Origin of the sequence: Maridesulfovibrio ferrireducens, from assembly GCF_016342405.1 — a bacterium.
GTDB lineage: Bacteria > Desulfobacterota > Desulfovibrionia > Desulfovibrionales > Desulfovibrionaceae > Maridesulfovibrio > Maridesulfovibrio ferrireducens_A.
This window is the reverse complement of sequence record NZ_JAEINN010000006.1, coordinates 155,966-172,181: the sequence shown is the minus strand read 5'-3', so window position 1 is coordinate 172,181 and position 16,216 is coordinate 155,966. Positions and strand designations below refer to the sequence as shown.

Genomic DNA, 16,216 nt, shown 5'->3' with positions numbered 1-16,216 from the left:
CTTGCAAAGAAGATTATAAAATAGTTCCTCAACAGTCAACGATAATCATAATCTTTCGCATTAACGCTATAAATACCTGATTAAACCTATTTAATAATAGTTAATAAGGTTACTTGAGCTATTGCTTTCAATATTTTTTTTATGTAATTTCATTCAATCAAAAAACATGGAGCATACTAAATGACCAAAGTTTATGGATTCAAAGAAATATCACGCGAAACTCTTCCCGAGCTGAACGGTGATGCAGTTATATATGAACATGAAAAAACAGGCGGCAGAGTTCTTTCTGTCATCAATGCGGACGAAAACAAAACATTCGGAATAAGCTTCCGCACGCCTCCGGCAGACAGCACTGGTCTTCCTCATATTCTTGAACACTCTGTTCTGTGTGGATCACGCAAATACCCTGTTAAGGAACCTTTCGTAGAGCTGCTCAAAAGCTCTCTGCAAACATTCCTCAACGCAATGACCTATCCGGACAAAACCGTATACCCTGTTGCAAGCCCGAACGAACAGGATTTCCGCAATCTGGTCGGTGTTTACCTTGATGCTGTTTTCTTCCCCAATCTTACCCCGAACACTTTGATGCAAGAAGGCTGGCATTACGTTCCCGAGGAAGACGGCAAACTCAGTTATAAGGGTGTTGTATTCAATGAAATGAAAGGAGCTTATTCCTCCCCTGACAGCCTGCTCTATGAACACGCTCAGCATTCATTGTTCCCCGACACCACCTACGGACTTGATTCCGGCGGTAACCCTGAAGTTATCCCGGATTTAACTTTTGAAGATTTCATGAACTTCCATAAGAAATATTATCACCCTTCCAACTCGTATGCCTTTTTCTATGGCGATGACGATCCCGAACATCGTTTGAAAATGCTCGATGAATACTTCAATCAGTTTGATAAAATTGATCCAGAATCTGAAATCGGAATTCAGGCTCCTTTTACGACTCCAGTTGTTATTGAAGATAAATATGATGCGTCTGATGACGGCAATCAAAAAGCAATGTTTGTTGTAAACTTCGGACTCGGACATGAACGGAACGCCCGGATTGACCTTGAGCTCGAAGTTCTTGAACTGGTTCTTATCGGTCTTCCTTCTTCACCTTTACGGAAAGCACTCACTGATTCCGAATTAGGAGAAGATATTGCCGGAGTCGGACTTGAAAATGAACTTCGTCAACTCTACTTTTCAACAGGGTTGAAAGGCATTGAAACTGAAGACGCACCAAAAGTTGAAGAGCTGATCTTTTCCACCTTCAAAGGTCTCGCTGCAAATGGAATTAATGCCGAAGATCTCGAAGCCGCTATAAATACTATTGAATTTGATCTACGCGAAAATAATACAGGTTCCTACCCTCGCGGACTGTCGGTAATGACCACAGCCATGACTTCATGGCTTTATGACGGAGATCCGCTGGAGCACATCCGTTATGAAAAACCTATTGCTGATCTTAAGAAAAGATTAGCCGACGGCGAAAAAGTATTTGAACCGCTCATCCAAAAGTTGTTTATCGACAACAATTACCGCTCCACTGTCCTGCTGACCCCCGACACAAAGGTTGGAGCGGAAAGAGAAAAGCGTGAAGAAGTTAAGCTTGAAAAAGCCCGCAGTGCCATGAGCGACGCTGAATTCAAAGCCATCGTAAAAAAAGCCGATGAATTACAAAAAGAACAGGAAGCCCCTGATTCTCCCGAAGCTCTGGACACCATTCCACGTCTTAAAGTTGCGGATCTTCCTCTTGAAGGTATTGAAATCGTTTGCGAGAAAAAAGGTGAACTGCTTTTCCACGATCTCGACACCAACGGCATTCTTTATCTGGATTTAGCTTTTAATTTCTCAGGACTGCCAGACAGATTACTTCCTTATCTCTCTGTTTTCGGACGCATTTTACTGCAAACAGGAACCAAATCCACTGACTTTGTAACCATGAACAGACGCATGGCTGCCAAAACAGGGGGAATTTCACCATCTTCCATTGTTGCGACCAAACACGGCACAACCGATACATTTTCCCGCTTTGTTCTGCGCAGTAAAGCAACCGCAGACAGAACCGGCGACCTGATTGAAATCATCAGCGAACTCCTGCTCGAAGCTAACCTTGATAACCGCGACCGGGTTCGTCAGATCGTCCTTGAATCAAAAGCCCGCATGGAACAGCAGCTTATTCCGTCCGGTCATATGATCGCAGCTCTCCGTATGAAAGCCAGATTCAGCGAAGCAGGATTCATCAACGAACTGATGAACGGTGTTTCCAATCTGCAATTCTTAAGAAAACTTGCCGAACGTGTGGAAAATGATTTCGCCTCAGTCGTTGCTGACCTTGAAGAAATTCGCGCAACCATACTTAATCAGGCAAACCTGCTTTCAAACGTTACGCTCGATGGAAAAACATACAACACAATCAGTTCCGCTCTCGGCGACCTCTCTTCCGCCCTTCCGGCTGGAAGCAATTCCACAACGAAACGCAACCCTCTCTCATTTGAAAAAATGGAAGGGCTGTGCATCCCTGCTCAGGTCAACTACGTTGCCAAGGGAGCTAATGTTTATGACTACGGATACCAATATTCAGGTTCCGCTCAGGTCGTCAGCAGATACTTACGTACAGGATATCTATGGGATAAAGTCCGCGTGCAGGGCGGAGCTTACGGCTCCTTCTCCATGTTTGACCGCACAGCCGGAAGTCTCAGCTTTGTTTCCTACCGTGACCCTAATTTAAAACGAACTCTCGACACTTACGACGGAGTTGCCGACTATCTTAGAAAAATTGAAATAAACAACGATGAGCTTGAAAAAACGATCCTCGGCGGAATCGGTGATATTGACAGCTACATGCTGCCCGACGCCAAAGGTTACACCTCAATGGTTCGTCACTTGAGCGGAGAAGACGCTGCCTTCAGACAGGAATTGAGAGAACAGGTTCTAGCTTCCAGTGAAAACGACTTCCGTCTATTTGCAGAAGCAGCACAATCGGTTGCTGATCATGGTGATGTTGTGGTTCTCGGCAGCAGAAAAGCTATGGAAGAGTCAGGCCTTGATCTAAAATTGGTCGATATCCTATAGTAAATTAAGAAATATAAAAAACGGTAGCAGCCTTTATTGTATAAGGGTTGCTACCGTTTTTTGTTGCTACAATTTCTAATTTATTAAATTCAAAAATCTTAATCCGTCCCGCAACAGGAACAATGCAAAAGCGAAAAGTGCCAAACCAAGCACCCGCATAATAATTAAGTAAGTACGACTGGACAACAACTCTCTGAAACGTCCTGCAAGATATGCCACCGTAATTTTTGCCCCGATAAGACATACAAAGAACCCTGATAAAAATAAAACCGGAGCGAGCATTCCGGAATCTGAGGCTAAAAGAGTTGACGGAGCGCCTACCGTTGCCCAGAAAATATAAACATGAGGATTCATGTAATTAGTAAGAAGCCCTTTCTTGAATGAACCGGGTTTAATATTCATTTCAGGTAGAATAATGGCACGAGTCTTAAAACAGTCATAGCCGAAAAGAGCCACAACAATTGCTCCGGCTATGGAAATGATGCCCATCACCGAAGGGTGCGTTTTTATCCACGACATAGCCAACAAAGACATGCACAAAATAGGGCCATCAGTAAGAAGCGGTGTAAAAGCTACTTTTGCCCCCTCTTTAGGACCGTGAGAGAATGTCTGGGTCAAAACGAGGGTAAGCAAGGGGCCGGGAGTTAATCCCGCACCAAGCCCAAGCGCGGCCCCTGCGACCATATATCCAATTGCATCGGGATTCATCTTTTTACCTCAGTCCAAGCGCAAAGAACCGACAACAGCCAAATTCTGTGCCCATTTTTTCTAATCTGCTCAGGTGATCCTTCCGCCATTTTCTTTACGAAATCTCTGTTCAAGTAATTCCACAAAGGGTGATTGGGGTTAGCTGTTGCCGCAGAGACTTTCTGCTTGAAAACAGTCTCCGCCCAATTACTTACAGGGACTGAAAAACCTGTTTTAGGTCGATAAATAATTTCACGCGGAAGGTATTTAGCCGCCAGTTTCTTGAGCAGATACTTTGTTTCGCCATTTTTTATCTTGAATTCAGGAGGCAAAGTTGCAGCAAATTCAAATAGCTTGTGGTCCATTAAAGGAGAGCGGGTTTCAAGAGAATTGCGCATCCCGGCAATATCCATTTTAGCCATCAAATCGCCCACAAAATAATGGCGGTAATCAATACTCTGCAACCTACACATCAACGGACCTGTCAGCGGAAGTTCCGAAATGAGTTTTTTCTCGTACTCAGACCTTATATCAAGCACCTCTTTAAAAACTTCCGGTCTGTAAAGAGCCTTGCGATACTGCGAAGAAAAGAAATGGTTGAATCTTACCACTTTGATATACGGAGACAAGCTTGAACCCAATCTATCCGCAAACTTAAGAATGCCGGGAGAATTAAAAAGCCTGTTTGCAGTCGTATCTAAATCGCACCCGACCTTATATCCGAATGAAGCGAACGGAGTCATAAGTTGTCGCATAGCTTTAGGGCTGTATTTGCCATAGCCACCCATCAGTTCGTCACCGCCGTCACCGTTAAGCGCAACCTTAACTTCAGAAGCGGCATGAGCGCATACAAAGAGACTCGGCAGAGCTGAATTATCACCGTATGGTTCACCGTAAGCGTTTACCATATCGGCAAATAACGATCCGGCTGTTTTTTCATCAAGCGAAGCCGGTTTGTGAATTGAATTACAGGCCTGCGCGGCCTTTGCGGCATGCTCAAGTTCGCTCTTACCGTAATCGAATCCAACGGAAAAAGTCTTAAGACGCTTACCAGATTCTTTTGCCGCCACAGCCGCAACTAAGCTTGAGTCCACACCGCCGCTGAGCAGTACTCCAACTTCAACGTCAGAACGCATTCGGAGCTTCACAGACTCGCGAACCTGCTCTTCTAAACTTTCAAAAGCTTCATCTTCAGTGATGCTGTAATCAGGATCAAATTTTATGGACCAATATCGCTGAATTGTCAGTTGACCGTCTTTATATTTAGCAAAATGGGCAGGCGGCAACTTTTCACAATTTTTATAAATAGTAAAAGGGTGCGGTATGAACTGGTAAGCCAGAAATAAATCCATAGCCCGAGGATCAATCTCAGGCTTTTGAGGTAGTAAACCAACCAGCGCATCCAGCTCGGAAGCAAAACTTAAAGAGCCGTTACCGCAACTGAACACAAGCGGCTTTTTACCCAGCCTGTCACGAACTAAAAATAGCTCTTTTTCTCGTCTGTCCCAAATTGCAAAGGCAAACATACCTCTAAAATGCCTTATACAATCAGGCCCCATAAGCTCCCATAGTTCCAGAAGCACTTCGGTATCCGAGGTTGTGCGAAAATCAAAATCCGGAAGAAATTCTTTCTTAATTTCCTTGTAATTGTAGATTTCACCATTAAACACAATCACAAAACGGGAGCTGCGACTGACCATTGGCTGAGAAGCTCGCTGATCAAGATCAATAATTGAAAGCCGGGTATGTCCTAGACGGCAACAATCACCATCTTCCCATACACCCTGCCCGTCCGGGCCTCGATGATGGAGAGATGAAAGATCAAATTTAACCGACGAGTTAATTGCTCCGAGAATTCCGCACATTACTATTCACCAGTCTCACATATTACAATTTTTCTACACCGAACACGGCTATTATTTGGAAGGAGCCTGATCAAATTCGCTGAAATCAGCATGATCATTCTTCCCGTTTTTGATGAGAGCCTTATAAAATTTAAGCAACCTTTCCAGATAACATGTCATTGAATAAGCAGGCGATATCTCTACAGCTTTGGCCGAAAGCTTATCATAAAGATCTTTGTCGTTAATCAGGGACAGTATCAACTCTGCAATATGATCAGGTTCTCTGCGACACACTAGTGACGCTTCGGACGCTATCTCAATTGAAGGGACAAATCTTGATATCACCGCCGGAACACCGCAAAAAAGAGCTTCAATATGGGTAATCGGCAATCCCTCATAATCAGACGGCATGACCAAAATGTCAGTTGAACGCATAAACCTCGGCACATCACTGCGGTATCCGGGGAAAATAACTGAATCCTTGAGGCTCAAAGATTCTACCATTCTTTCAAGTTTATCTTTTTCCGGGCCGTCACCGAGTAGAACCAAAGAGGTGTCAGGGCTTTCTTTAGCTACAATTGCAAAAGCTTTTATTAGCAAATCAAAATTTTTCTGAGGAACAAATCGTCCCACACCTGAAATTATTATATCTTTTGCGCCATACTCTTTTTTTAAATCAATACCATCAACCTGTAATTTTTCAGGATCAGCAGAATTATAAAAAACTAATGAAGGCTTGCCGCAAACATTGTGATCAAGGCTTACACACTCTTTTTCCACCTGACCTGAAACCGATAAAAACGCATCAGTAAAGCGGCAAAGAAATTTATTTGCAAAACGGCGAAACGATTTCTTTTGACGATGAATATTTCTAATGTGCGTAATAACCGGAACACCTAACCCGATAGCGGCCAGTCTGCCAAAGTAGTCCCCTGAAAAATGAAGAGTATGAATAACATCCGGGTTTTCAACTTTTAAAATTTTTCTAAGCTTGAAGGCCGTGCTTACTTTAAATGTTTTCAACCCTTTTTTGGAATCGCAGACATCAATGACCCTGATTCCCTTCTCCTTATATTCAGGAGCCTTAATCCCTGTTCCGGAAACGTTGATCACAACAGCTTCAACATCTGCCCTGTTTTTCAATCTAAGGGTCAAATCAAGAAGCCAGTTTTCAACTCCTCCGAAAGGAAGTCCACCTATAACGTACGCTATTTTCATTACTCGAAGCTCCACTCTGACTACAAGGGGCAGTATACCGCCTTATAACAATTATTATCTTTCAAAATCTGTTTTGCGGACGCCACATTAGATTAAATCAAGTTTCACGGCAACTTCGCTCACCCCCTGTCCTCTTTATAACTACTTACTAAAAAGATAAATATTTTCAAGTAGATATATTGTTTAATATATTTATTAAGATAATTCTATTTTGTGGGTAAATAACTCTATGGATCGTCCGATAGAGTGAGTACCAAGCGTTAAGAGTACTATAACAACATCCTAAAATTTAATAAAATGGACATGTAAAAAGCAGTTATTTAGACCTATTAATAATTATGAAGCCCTACGGAGTGGACATGCCTTTCGATGGAAAAAACAAAAAAAACATACCTATTTCATACGAACTTACGGCTAAAAAAGACGACTCAGCTATATCCCAAGAAGATCTGCTTGAACGCAAAAGAATGGTCCAAAAACTCAAAGAAAAGATTCGAGCAGGAACCTACAAGCCGACAATAGGCGAGATTGCTGTTCACCTTGTAAGATGTAACCTCAGAGCTGACTGCTTTTAATTTTCTTACCGACATTTACACCAACTGATTATTATTGCTCCTTTGAAAGAAGCATATAACTTTTATAACAACTAATCGCCCCTTTTGTTACGCAAAGCTTTACCTTCGTCTCACATAGATTTAGACTACCGCCTTCTGAAACCGGAGGTATAATGTTTGTTGTAATCAATGTGGACGATCTGGGATTGCATCCCGCAGTACGCAGAGCAGTGGATCAGTTAGCCCGAGCTGGAGTCGTGACGTCTTCAACTCTGCTTGCCAACGGGCCGGATCTTTCTGAATCCGTACTACTTCAAGATACCCATCCTTCGCTTGGACTGGGTGCGCATCTAAATTTATTACGCGGTAAACCCATTTCCAACCCCGATCATATACCGTCTCTTGTTGATGACGACGGCCTTATGTTCGGCAGCTACACATCTCTTCTCCTACGATACCTGACCGGCCAAATTAAACTTGCAGAAGTTGAAGCTGAATGGTCGGCTCAAATCGAATACCTTCTGGATCATAATGTGCGGCTTACCCACTTTGACAGTGAAAAACATATCCACGCATGGCCCGGCCTGTTCGGACTTGCCGGAAAACTCGCCCGGAAATACAATGTGGGCTGGATTCGCAATCCATTAGAAAAAACACCTATCAGCCGCTTAGATAAGGGAATGCTGAGAACACGCTTTCTGCAAACTTGCCTTCTCGGAAGCCAATCCTTTGAAACTCCGCGCACAGCTTACGGTGTCTGGGGTATTGCTGACCAGAAGGATAAATTGGACCCGATACTTTTTGAAAAGTATATTGATACATATAAACCAAATGTTGTTGAAATTGTATGCCATCCGGGTAACCCCGAAGCCGGAGACGGGCCTCTACCTTCTGACTTCGGCCCCATGCGCGTAGAAGCTCAATGGAAAGAAGAATTTAACTCGCTATCTCAAAAGGGATGGCTCAAAATATTTGAAAAAATCGGAGCAACGCCCGTAAATTACGGTCAACTTGATCCCCGAACCGGAGTACTTAAATAATGCAGGATAATGTAAAACAAGAAATTGAAATCAGTATTGTAACCCCCATGCACAATGAAGAAGGCTGCGTAAGAGAATTCCACAGCAGAATATCCGCAGCCCTGAAAGGCATGAATACTACATATGAAATTTTACTGATCAACGACGGGTCCACCGACTGCACCGAAGATATCATTCGTGAATTGTCCTTAAATGATCCCAATCTCAAAGGAATCATGCTTGCCCGTAACAGAGGACAATGTACCGCAATCTACGCCGGTATTCAGGAAAGCAGAGGTCAATACGTTGTAATAATGGACGGTGATCTTCAGCATAAACCTGAAGAAATCCCTTCTCTTATCCACGAGATACGCAAAGGATACGACCTTGTTTCCGGTTGCCGCACCAATCGCGGTGAGTCCATGATCAAACGTAAACTGCCCAGCAAAATTGCCAACTATCTCATGCGGACCACCAGCGGCTGTCAGGTTCAGGACATGGGCGGTCTTTCCTGCCTTAAAGGTAAGCTTGCACGCTCCATGACCCTGCGTGAGGGACAGCACAGACTTATTCCCGCCCTCGTTTACTCAATGGGTGGGTCTGTATCCGAAGTACCAATTTCAGCACCTCCCCGTTTTGCCGGAAAAAGCCATTACGGCATCGGACGCTCAATAGATGTTCTCTTCGACATCGTAATGTTATGGTTCCAATCCTCTTTCAAACAAAGGCCTATTTACCTTTTCGGACGCATAAGTTTGCTTATGTTCATGGTCGCATCACTCATCATGGTCTGGCTGTTGTACGGAAAAGTCTTTTTCGGCGAACACATGGGAACACGCCCTCCATTCATGGGCGCAATTCTCCTATATCTCAGCTCACTCGGTTTCATGTCCACAGGGTTCATTCTTGAATCCTTGGCAAATACATATGAAGCGGTAATGGGCACTAAAACTTACCAGATCCGCGAAACTATCTCGCAGGGAATTGCAGAAAAACCTAAAAATTAGGTTAACAACGTTCTGCCATGTTAGGCCTCCGGCGGCCAAAGGGGCGTCCCCTTTGGAGTCCCCTTCTGGGGGGGAATTACTATTAAAAACAAAAGGCTGAGCTTTCCTATTTGGGAAAACTCAGCCTTTCTTCTTTGAAATATCATTTAAGGCTATTTTGCAGCCCCTACCTTTGGAGGATAAATCAAGAGAACAACCCGCCGGTTACGCTTTTGATTGTCAGGAATGGGTTTCCCTTTCACGTCGATGTTAGGCCACATCGGACTAGTATCAGCCATTCCTAAAACTTTGATTCTGTTCTTATTAAAACCGTTTGCAAGCAAATATCTGGCTACAGCACTTGCTCTGGCGGAAGAGAGTTCCCAGTTAGAGGGGAACTGCTTGGAAAACATCGGAATATTATCTGAATGACCTTCCACAACCACATCATACGGAGATTTAGCAAGGGCCGGAGCTATTCGTGCCAGCACACTTTTAGCGCGACCTGTTAGATCAGCCTTGCCCAACCCGAAAAAGACATCACCTTTAAGAACTATTGCTACAGAATCCGCCCTGAGTTTAATTTTTAGAGCATCGGCCTCTCTACCTACAAGCCGGGCCATTTCAAGCTGCATTTGAAATAGATTTCTTTGCTCATTGCTTATTGTTCGCCTGACAACAGGAGCGCCTTCTTCCGTCTTAACTTCAACTATTCCCTTGGGCGGAACCTTCACGCCCATCGCTGTTGCAAGAGAGTCTGAAACATTCTCATATTTACTTTCATCAATGTCAGCGATGGCAATGAGCATTACAAAAAAGCATAGCAAAAGCATCATCATATCAGCCAGCGTCAAAGCCCAGCCGAGATCTTCTTTCTTCTTATTTTTTCTATTCAATATAAAATCGTCAGACATTAATCTTACCGCCGCCTTTACTTGGAAGCCTTGACTGTCGCCCATTTACGCGGAGGCAGATACCCCTTAAGCTTATCCATAACAATTGCTGACGGAGTCTTATCTTTAATAAAAAGGATACCGTCACGGATTACGCGCATAAGAAGTGTAATTTCATCAATCCGGTTTTCAACCTTAATCGCGATAGGCATGAAAAGCATATTTGCGAATAAAGCACCATAAAGAGTCGTGGTAAGAGCTGTAGCCATTGCAGGACCGATGGAACCTATATTCGTGCCCATTCCCTGCATCATAGCGATAAGACCGATAAGAGTTCCGATAATCCCGAATGCCGGGGAAAGAATCGCCATTGTTCTATAAATACCGGCAGCGCCGTGTTCCTGTTCATGATACTGCTGAATGCGGTTATCAAGGATCTCTTTGATCTCCTCTTTAGAATAACCATCCACAAGCATCTGCAACCCTTCCCGCAGGAACTCATTTTCAATGTTTTTAAGACTTCCTTCCAGATTCTCTTCACCTTTAGCTGCGACCTGCTTGGAAAGATTCACAATAACATTAATATAGTTTTCAAGTGGCAGTTCATCAGCTCCCATAGCCATCATGAACACCTTTAAAACACGCATAACTTCGCGCAGAGGATAGCAGATAAAAGTAGCGGCAATGGTTCCGCCGCCTACAATCGCAATACCCGGAATATTGATAAAGACTCCGACAGAATCCGTAGAGGTGTAAGTAGCCACAGCCAGAATGGCCATACCGAAAAGGATACCTATTATGGTTGCAATATTCACGACTTACTGCCCCCTTTTATTTCCCTCACCAGTTCAAAAAGCTCAGTAACGGTGTCTTCTGCTTCAGCCTCATCCACCGATCCCCGAACTTCATCCTGAACAATCCTGGCTATTTTTCTAGCGAGATTCAATAAAATTTTCTTGCGGGCATCATCTTCTGCAATACTCATGAGTACCCCTAATTTATGGTACCCCAAGCGATTGAAAACTTCTTTAAGAGTGCTGTTGTCCACAAAGACAATATCTTCAATATCTTCCAGATCTTCAAGGCTCTTTTTCTTTTTCTTGACCTTACTGAAATACCCGGGTTCTTTTTGGGAGGCCCATTCACTTACCTTGCAACGGTCAAACAGGAACATGGTTTCTGGAAAATCTTCATTCGCGATCTTCTTATAAAGAACCTTTGGATCACTATTAAGCATCTCAGCTATTTCATATATATCAACTATTTGCAGTTCTGAGGTGGACGTATACGCCGTTTTTTGCAATTCTTTGAAAAGATTATTGGTAATTTCAGGAAAATTCAGAGGATCGACAATCTGAATAAATCTGTCAGGAAAAGCTCTTCCTGTCCGAATATCACTGATTTCAACAATTCTGAGGCTTTTAAGCTTGTTAATTACAGTATCTATTTCACCTTGAGAAACCAGAATGATGCCACGAATTGTTTTACAAAGCTTATTATACTCAAGCCCCATATCATGGTTGCGTTCTTTCTTGGCTTGATCGCGAGGCATATTTAAATGATTCTGGTAGGAAAGGTTCATAATTCTACAAATACTTGTAAAATTACTCCGATGGCCCTTGGCTGAAATCATATCACCTGTACGCGCGAGACGTTTTACGAACAAACGAATCATGTACTGGACTGTTTTAGGGCACTGATCGAGAAGTTTCAGAATTATCTGATCGGTAAGAATAACGAGATCGCAATATTCAGCGGCTTCGGCATTTGCGGTGCGGGATCCTTTTGCAATTATCCCCATTTCCCCAAAAATTTCACCTTCGCCCAATCTCGCAAGAATTATCTTTTCGTTGTTAAGGACCTTGTAAATATTTACCGCGCCCTTTTTGATCATATAGGCAACGGAGCTTTCCTGTCCTTCCTTAAAAATTTCCTGACCTTTGAAAAAGGACTTAATATTCGGACTGCTGGCCCCCATGGATAACTCCCAAAGTAACGCTCCGGCACGGGAGCTAAATAAAAGATTTTAACCACGTCTATTCAGTAAATATTCATCAACTTTATTTGACAAACAAGTCTATTCTGCCACAATAAGATTCATGGTTTCTAGCTATATATATCGCAGTTTGGTATAAAGAACAATATGATAACAATTTCCGTTCTATAAAGAGAGACAATCCTATTTCTAAAGCATCGTTTACCTCAATCTTCATCACTTTTCTTAAACTTGGACTGACCGCTTTCGGCGGACCTGCCATGATCCCTTACATCCGAAAAGAAGTTGTGGACAACAAAAAATGGGTATCAGAAGAAGACTTTTCAGCCGGAACTGCTCTGGCTCAACTGGTGCCCGGAGCGACCGCAATGCAAGTTACAGCATGGGCAGGCCTGAACACGCGTGGGATTTCAGGCTCTTTCGTCGCATATCTGGGATTCGGGCTTCCTGCTTTCGTTATGATTTGCGCCCTGTCCGCAGCGTACATATCTCTTGATCACATCCCTGCCGTCGAATCAATGTTCGCCGGGTTGAAAGCCGTTGTTACAGCCCTTATTGCTCACGCTGCCATTAATTTTTCAATACGTTATCTGAGCAGAAATTCTGCAAAAGTTATGGCCCTTACGGTCGGATGCTGGCTCGCTTTCAGGGGTAACCCCATCACAATTCTGGTCATTATGTGCACCCTGTCAGCCCTTTTTTTTACTGATATCACTGGGCAACCTTCAAAAAAACATTCGCAAATCAAGTCCGGTTTAAAAGGCCCGCTGTTTTTAACTGCCGGCTTTCTTCTCTTTTTAGCTGTTCTCTTTCTCACAGAGAATAAATTCTTCCCGCTTGCTTTTACTATGGCCAAAGTCGACCTTTTTGCTTTCGGGGGCGGGTACGTATCCCTTCCGATAATGCTCCATGAGGTTGTAAACAACTATCACTGGATGACTCAATCCGTATTTATGGACGGCATTGCACTAGGCCAGATTACTCCCGGGCCTGTAGTTATGACCTCAGCCTTTATCGGCTATATGCTCGACGGAGTTCTCGGAGCAGCTGTCGCCACAATTTCTGTTTTTGCGCCATCATTCATCATGATCAATCTGGTTGCACCGTTTTATGACAGATTACGTTCTTCAGCTCTCCTGCAAAGAGCTTTATACGGCAGTTTAATCTCACTGGTCGGGCTTATGGCGGCTATGGCGGGACAATTTCTCCTGACTGTAAAACCTCAAGCCGGAGATATAGTTATACTCGTTACCGCTTTTGTATTATTAAGACGTGGAACAAACATCATTCTCGTCGTGCCTTGCTGTGCACTCTTGTCACTTCTTTTCGGAACGATCTTATAAATTAAAGGAGCTACAGACATTATGGAATGGAATTTACTTTTCGGGCATTTTGCGATCGTTTGCGGTTTTTTGCTTGCCGCAATTCTTGTAATGTCCATTCTGCGTAAACAAAGAACCTCATCCGCAGCATTTGCGTGGCTGATGGTTATCTTTTTCGCTCCTTATATAGGTGTTCCGCTCTACCTTGCTTTGGGTGGACGCAAACTTAAACGAGATGCTCGCACCAAAGAAAACATTCATCTAGTCGGACAGGAAACCCTCCCTCTGGAAAAGGCTGATCCCATTGATGCTCTTCTGCGCGAATATGATATTCCCGGGGCAACCTGCGGTAATAAAGTCCGTCTTTGTCAGGATGGAGTTGAAACTTACAACGAACTGGTTAATCTGATCGACACAGCTGAGCACCAAATCCTGATCACAACTTTCATTCTTTCCCGCGATGAAATCGGAAAAGCAATTGTAGACAAACTGGCAAAAAAAGCAGCAAGCGGCGTTACAGTACGACTGCTGCTCGATGATATAGGGTCACTCTTCACCTCCAGAAAATTTCTGGCTCCCATACTTCAAAACGGCGGTAAGGTAGCCTATTTCATGCCTGTTTTACGAGCCCCTTTTCATGGACGAACCAATCTGCGAAATCACCGCAAAATAGCCATTGCCGATCAGAAACTTGTTCTCGCCGGCGGAACAAATATCGCCAAAGAATATATCGGTCCCACTCCTTTTAAAGACCGCTGGACAGATCTTTCCTTTGTCCTGAAAGGCCCTGCGGTGCGCCATTATTTAGAGGTCTTCCAATCTGACTGGGAATTTGCCGCACATGAAACAGTTAATATCATTCCGCCCTGCCTGAAAGGTTCCGCCATCAGCGGAGAAGGTGTTGTGCAGGTGGTGCCATCGGGGCCGGATGTTCCTAAAGACCCTGTTCATGATGCTCTGCTCACTGCGGCTTATACTGCTGAAAAAAGACTCTGGATTGTAACTCCGTACTATGTGCCTGACGAGGCTCTTGCTCAGGCGCTTAGACTTGCTGCTCAACGCGGTGTTGATTTAAGGGTGCTGGTCCCGGCTAAATCCAATCATAAACTTGCCGACCTTGCCCGTGGCACACATCTGCGAGAATTAGCAGAATGCGGTGGAAAAGTTATCAAATATCCGCACATGGTACACGCTAAAGTTATTGTAGTTGATGACAGACTCGCCGTTGTAGGTTCAGCAAACATGGACATGCGCAGTCTATTTCTGAACTATGAAATAGTAATGTTCTCATATTCCAAAGCAGAAATTAAACCTGTTCATGACTGGGTTGAAGGGCTTATGAATGAAGGAAGGCAGGGAGTTCAGCAGGTTGGCCCAATACGTGACACAGCTGAAGGCATAGCCAGGTTGATAGCTCCGCTTCTATAAGAGCCTTCATTGCCCTTATAACTTGACCGCACATCAACGCGGCATTATTCTTTACAATTAGGTCCTCTTTATAATTTAAACGGACCGCAATGCTTAAAAAAAAGAACAACTATAATCGTAAAGAATATGAAAAAAACAGTTCTGATTTTATTTATTACTTCACTGGCTATTCTGGGTTTTGCCGCAACCTCTTTTGCATGGGGACCGGGAATTCACATGGCGATAGGTAATGCTGTAATTGCCCGCCCGGAACTTCTTCCTGCCGGGATTGCAAGACTGCTTCTCGCAAATGCACCCATCTTTTTATATGGATGTTTGAGTGCTGATATATTTATCGGCAAGGGAAGCAAGGCCAAAAAGAAACACAGCCACAACTGGCAGACGGGATTCGCACTGTTTGACGCGGCCAAAGATCCACACCTTAAAGCATACGCCCTAGGCTACCTGTCACACCTTGCGGCAGATATTGTTGCTCACAACTACTATGTTCCCAACCTTATGAAGCAGGCTCCATCCAGCGGAAAATTGAGCCATGTTTATATTGAAATGCTCGCAGACGATCAGGCAAACTGGTCAGTGCAACAAGCGGCGAGGCTGTTCAAGCACTCCAATCAGGATGCAGACCTGAATCTTCGTGAATATATGGATTCTAAAAAATTAAGCTTTTTTCTTAAAAAAAGAGTCTTCCGCCAAACCATAGGATTACTGGAATATAAATCCATTAATGCCTCTCTTAATTTTTCAAAAAAAGTCATTCCAGCGTATCAGGCTGAATACCTTCAATCCATACTGGACTATTCATATAGACTGGTTGTGAACATGCTTAACGATCCTCATAATGCCACCGCACTGAAATTTGACCCCATCGGCAGTGACCATCTGGCTCTTGCCAAGGCTGATAATAACTGGCGCCATTCCCTTAAACGGACGCTCCCTTTCATACCCAGATTTGAGGTGGATGATATTATTACCGAACTTCCGAAATGCGAAGGGACTGAGTGCCTGCTTAAGACTTCTCATTTGAAACATTTGCGGCTGCATGGGTGAGCGCCTCTGTCTAGAATAAAATTCTAACTTTAAATCAATTACCATTCTATAATTCTTTATTTTGTCTAATTTTGCAAACTTTATTCTCCAAGCAACGCTTTATTTTTTATTCTCTTTTTTCAAAGAAGGACTTCTGCATAAATACTGCAACTTTTA

Annotated in this window: 13 protein-coding genes; 7 read left to right on the top strand and 6 right to left on the bottom strand. The window is 43.6% G+C overall.

Annotated elements, in window-relative coordinates; genetic code table 11:
• The first annotated feature begins 180 nt into the window (after positions 1-180).
• Complete coding sequence (locus JEY82_RS08625) at positions 181-3,066, top strand: insulinase family protein (RefSeq protein ID WP_304084961.1); 2,886 nt, start codon at positions 181-183, stop codon at positions 3,064-3,066.
• Between the two features lie 75 nt (positions 3,067-3,141).
• Here the strand turns inward: JEY82_RS08625 and JEY82_RS08620 are convergent, their stop codons facing one another.
• Genes JEY82_RS08620 through JEY82_RS08610 form a run of 3 tightly spaced genes read right to left on the bottom strand, consistent with a single transcriptional unit; the run spans position 3,142 to position 6,815 of the window.
• The gene (locus JEY82_RS08620; protein ID WP_304084958.1) at positions 3,142-3,774 is read right to left on the bottom strand and encodes a LysE family translocator; all 633 of its coding nucleotides are present in this window, start codon (positions 3,772-3,774) and stop codon (positions 3,142-3,144) included.
• Entirely contained in the window at positions 3,771-5,618 is a 1,848-nt protein-coding gene (gene asnB, locus JEY82_RS08615; RefSeq protein WP_304084955.1) for an asparagine synthase (glutamine-hydrolyzing), read from the bottom strand. The genes JEY82_RS08620 and asnB overlap by 4 nt, the downstream gene beginning before the upstream one ends.
• Before the next feature lie 51 nt (positions 5,619-5,669).
• Entirely contained in the window at positions 5,670-6,815 is a 1,146-nt protein-coding gene (locus tag JEY82_RS08610) for a glycosyltransferase (protein WP_304084952.1), read from the bottom strand.
• 359 nt (positions 6,816-7,174) lie between these two features.
• Here JEY82_RS08610 and JEY82_RS08605 point away from each other — a divergent pair, with 359 nt between their 5' ends.
• The 3 genes from JEY82_RS08605 to JEY82_RS08595 all read left to right on the top strand — a co-directional run bounded on the left by JEY82_RS08605 (position 7,175) and on the right by JEY82_RS08595 (position 9,395).
• Entirely contained in the window at positions 7,175-7,390 is a 216-nt protein-coding gene (locus JEY82_RS08605) for a flagellar biosynthesis anti-sigma factor FlgM (RefSeq protein WP_304084949.1), read from the top strand.
• 152 nt (positions 7,391-7,542) lie between these two features.
• Positions 7,543-8,409, top strand: a complete 867-nt coding sequence (locus JEY82_RS08600; protein ID WP_304084947.1) for a ChbG/HpnK family deacetylase — start codon at positions 7,543-7,545, stop codon at positions 8,407-8,409.
• Positions 8,409-9,395 (top strand): glycosyltransferase family 2 protein, encoded by a 987-nt coding sequence (locus JEY82_RS08595; RefSeq protein WP_304084944.1) that lies wholly within the window; start codon positions 8,409-8,411, stop codon positions 9,393-9,395. The genes JEY82_RS08600 and JEY82_RS08595 overlap by 1 nt, the downstream gene beginning before the upstream one ends.
• A 152-nt stretch (positions 9,396-9,547) precedes the next feature.
• On the opposite strand, the gene JEY82_RS08590 is transcribed toward JEY82_RS08595, so the two are convergent.
• Genes JEY82_RS08590 through JEY82_RS08580 form a run of 3 tightly spaced genes read right to left on the bottom strand, consistent with a single transcriptional unit; the run spans position 9,548 to position 12,245 of the window.
• Positions 9,548-10,288 (bottom strand): OmpA family protein, encoded by a 741-nt coding sequence (locus JEY82_RS08590; protein WP_304084941.1) that lies wholly within the window; start codon positions 10,286-10,288, stop codon positions 9,548-9,550.
• Positions 10,289-10,305: 17 nt separating this feature from the next.
• Positions 10,306-11,082, bottom strand: a complete 777-nt coding sequence (locus JEY82_RS08585; RefSeq protein ID WP_304084938.1) for a motility protein A — start codon at positions 11,080-11,082, stop codon at positions 10,306-10,308.
• On the bottom strand, positions 11,079-12,245 hold the full coding sequence (locus tag JEY82_RS08580; RefSeq protein ID WP_304084935.1) for a cyclic nucleotide-binding domain-containing protein: 1,167 nt from the start codon (positions 12,243-12,245) through the stop codon (positions 11,079-11,081). The genes JEY82_RS08585 and JEY82_RS08580 overlap by 4 nt, the downstream gene beginning before the upstream one ends.
• A gap of 185 nt (positions 12,246-12,430) precedes the next feature.
• On the opposite strand from JEY82_RS08580, the gene chrA reads away from it, so the two are divergent.
• From chrA to JEY82_RS08565, 3 genes are all read left to right on the top strand, one after another.
• Entirely contained in the window at positions 12,431-13,606 is a 1,176-nt protein-coding gene (gene chrA / locus JEY82_RS08575; RefSeq protein WP_369681156.1) for a chromate efflux transporter, read from the top strand.
• Positions 13,607-13,627: 21 nt separating this feature from the next.
• The gene (gene cls, locus JEY82_RS08570) at positions 13,628-15,013 is read left to right on the top strand and encodes a cardiolipin synthase (RefSeq protein WP_304084933.1); all 1,386 of its coding nucleotides are present in this window, start codon (positions 13,628-13,630) and stop codon (positions 15,011-15,013) included.
• Positions 15,014-15,139: 126 nt separating this feature from the next.
• Positions 15,140-16,060, top strand: coding sequence for a zinc dependent phospholipase C family protein (locus JEY82_RS08565; RefSeq protein WP_304084930.1), 921 nt, complete (start codon positions 15,140-15,142; stop codon positions 16,058-16,060).
• Positions 16,061-16,216 lie beyond the last annotated feature (156 nt).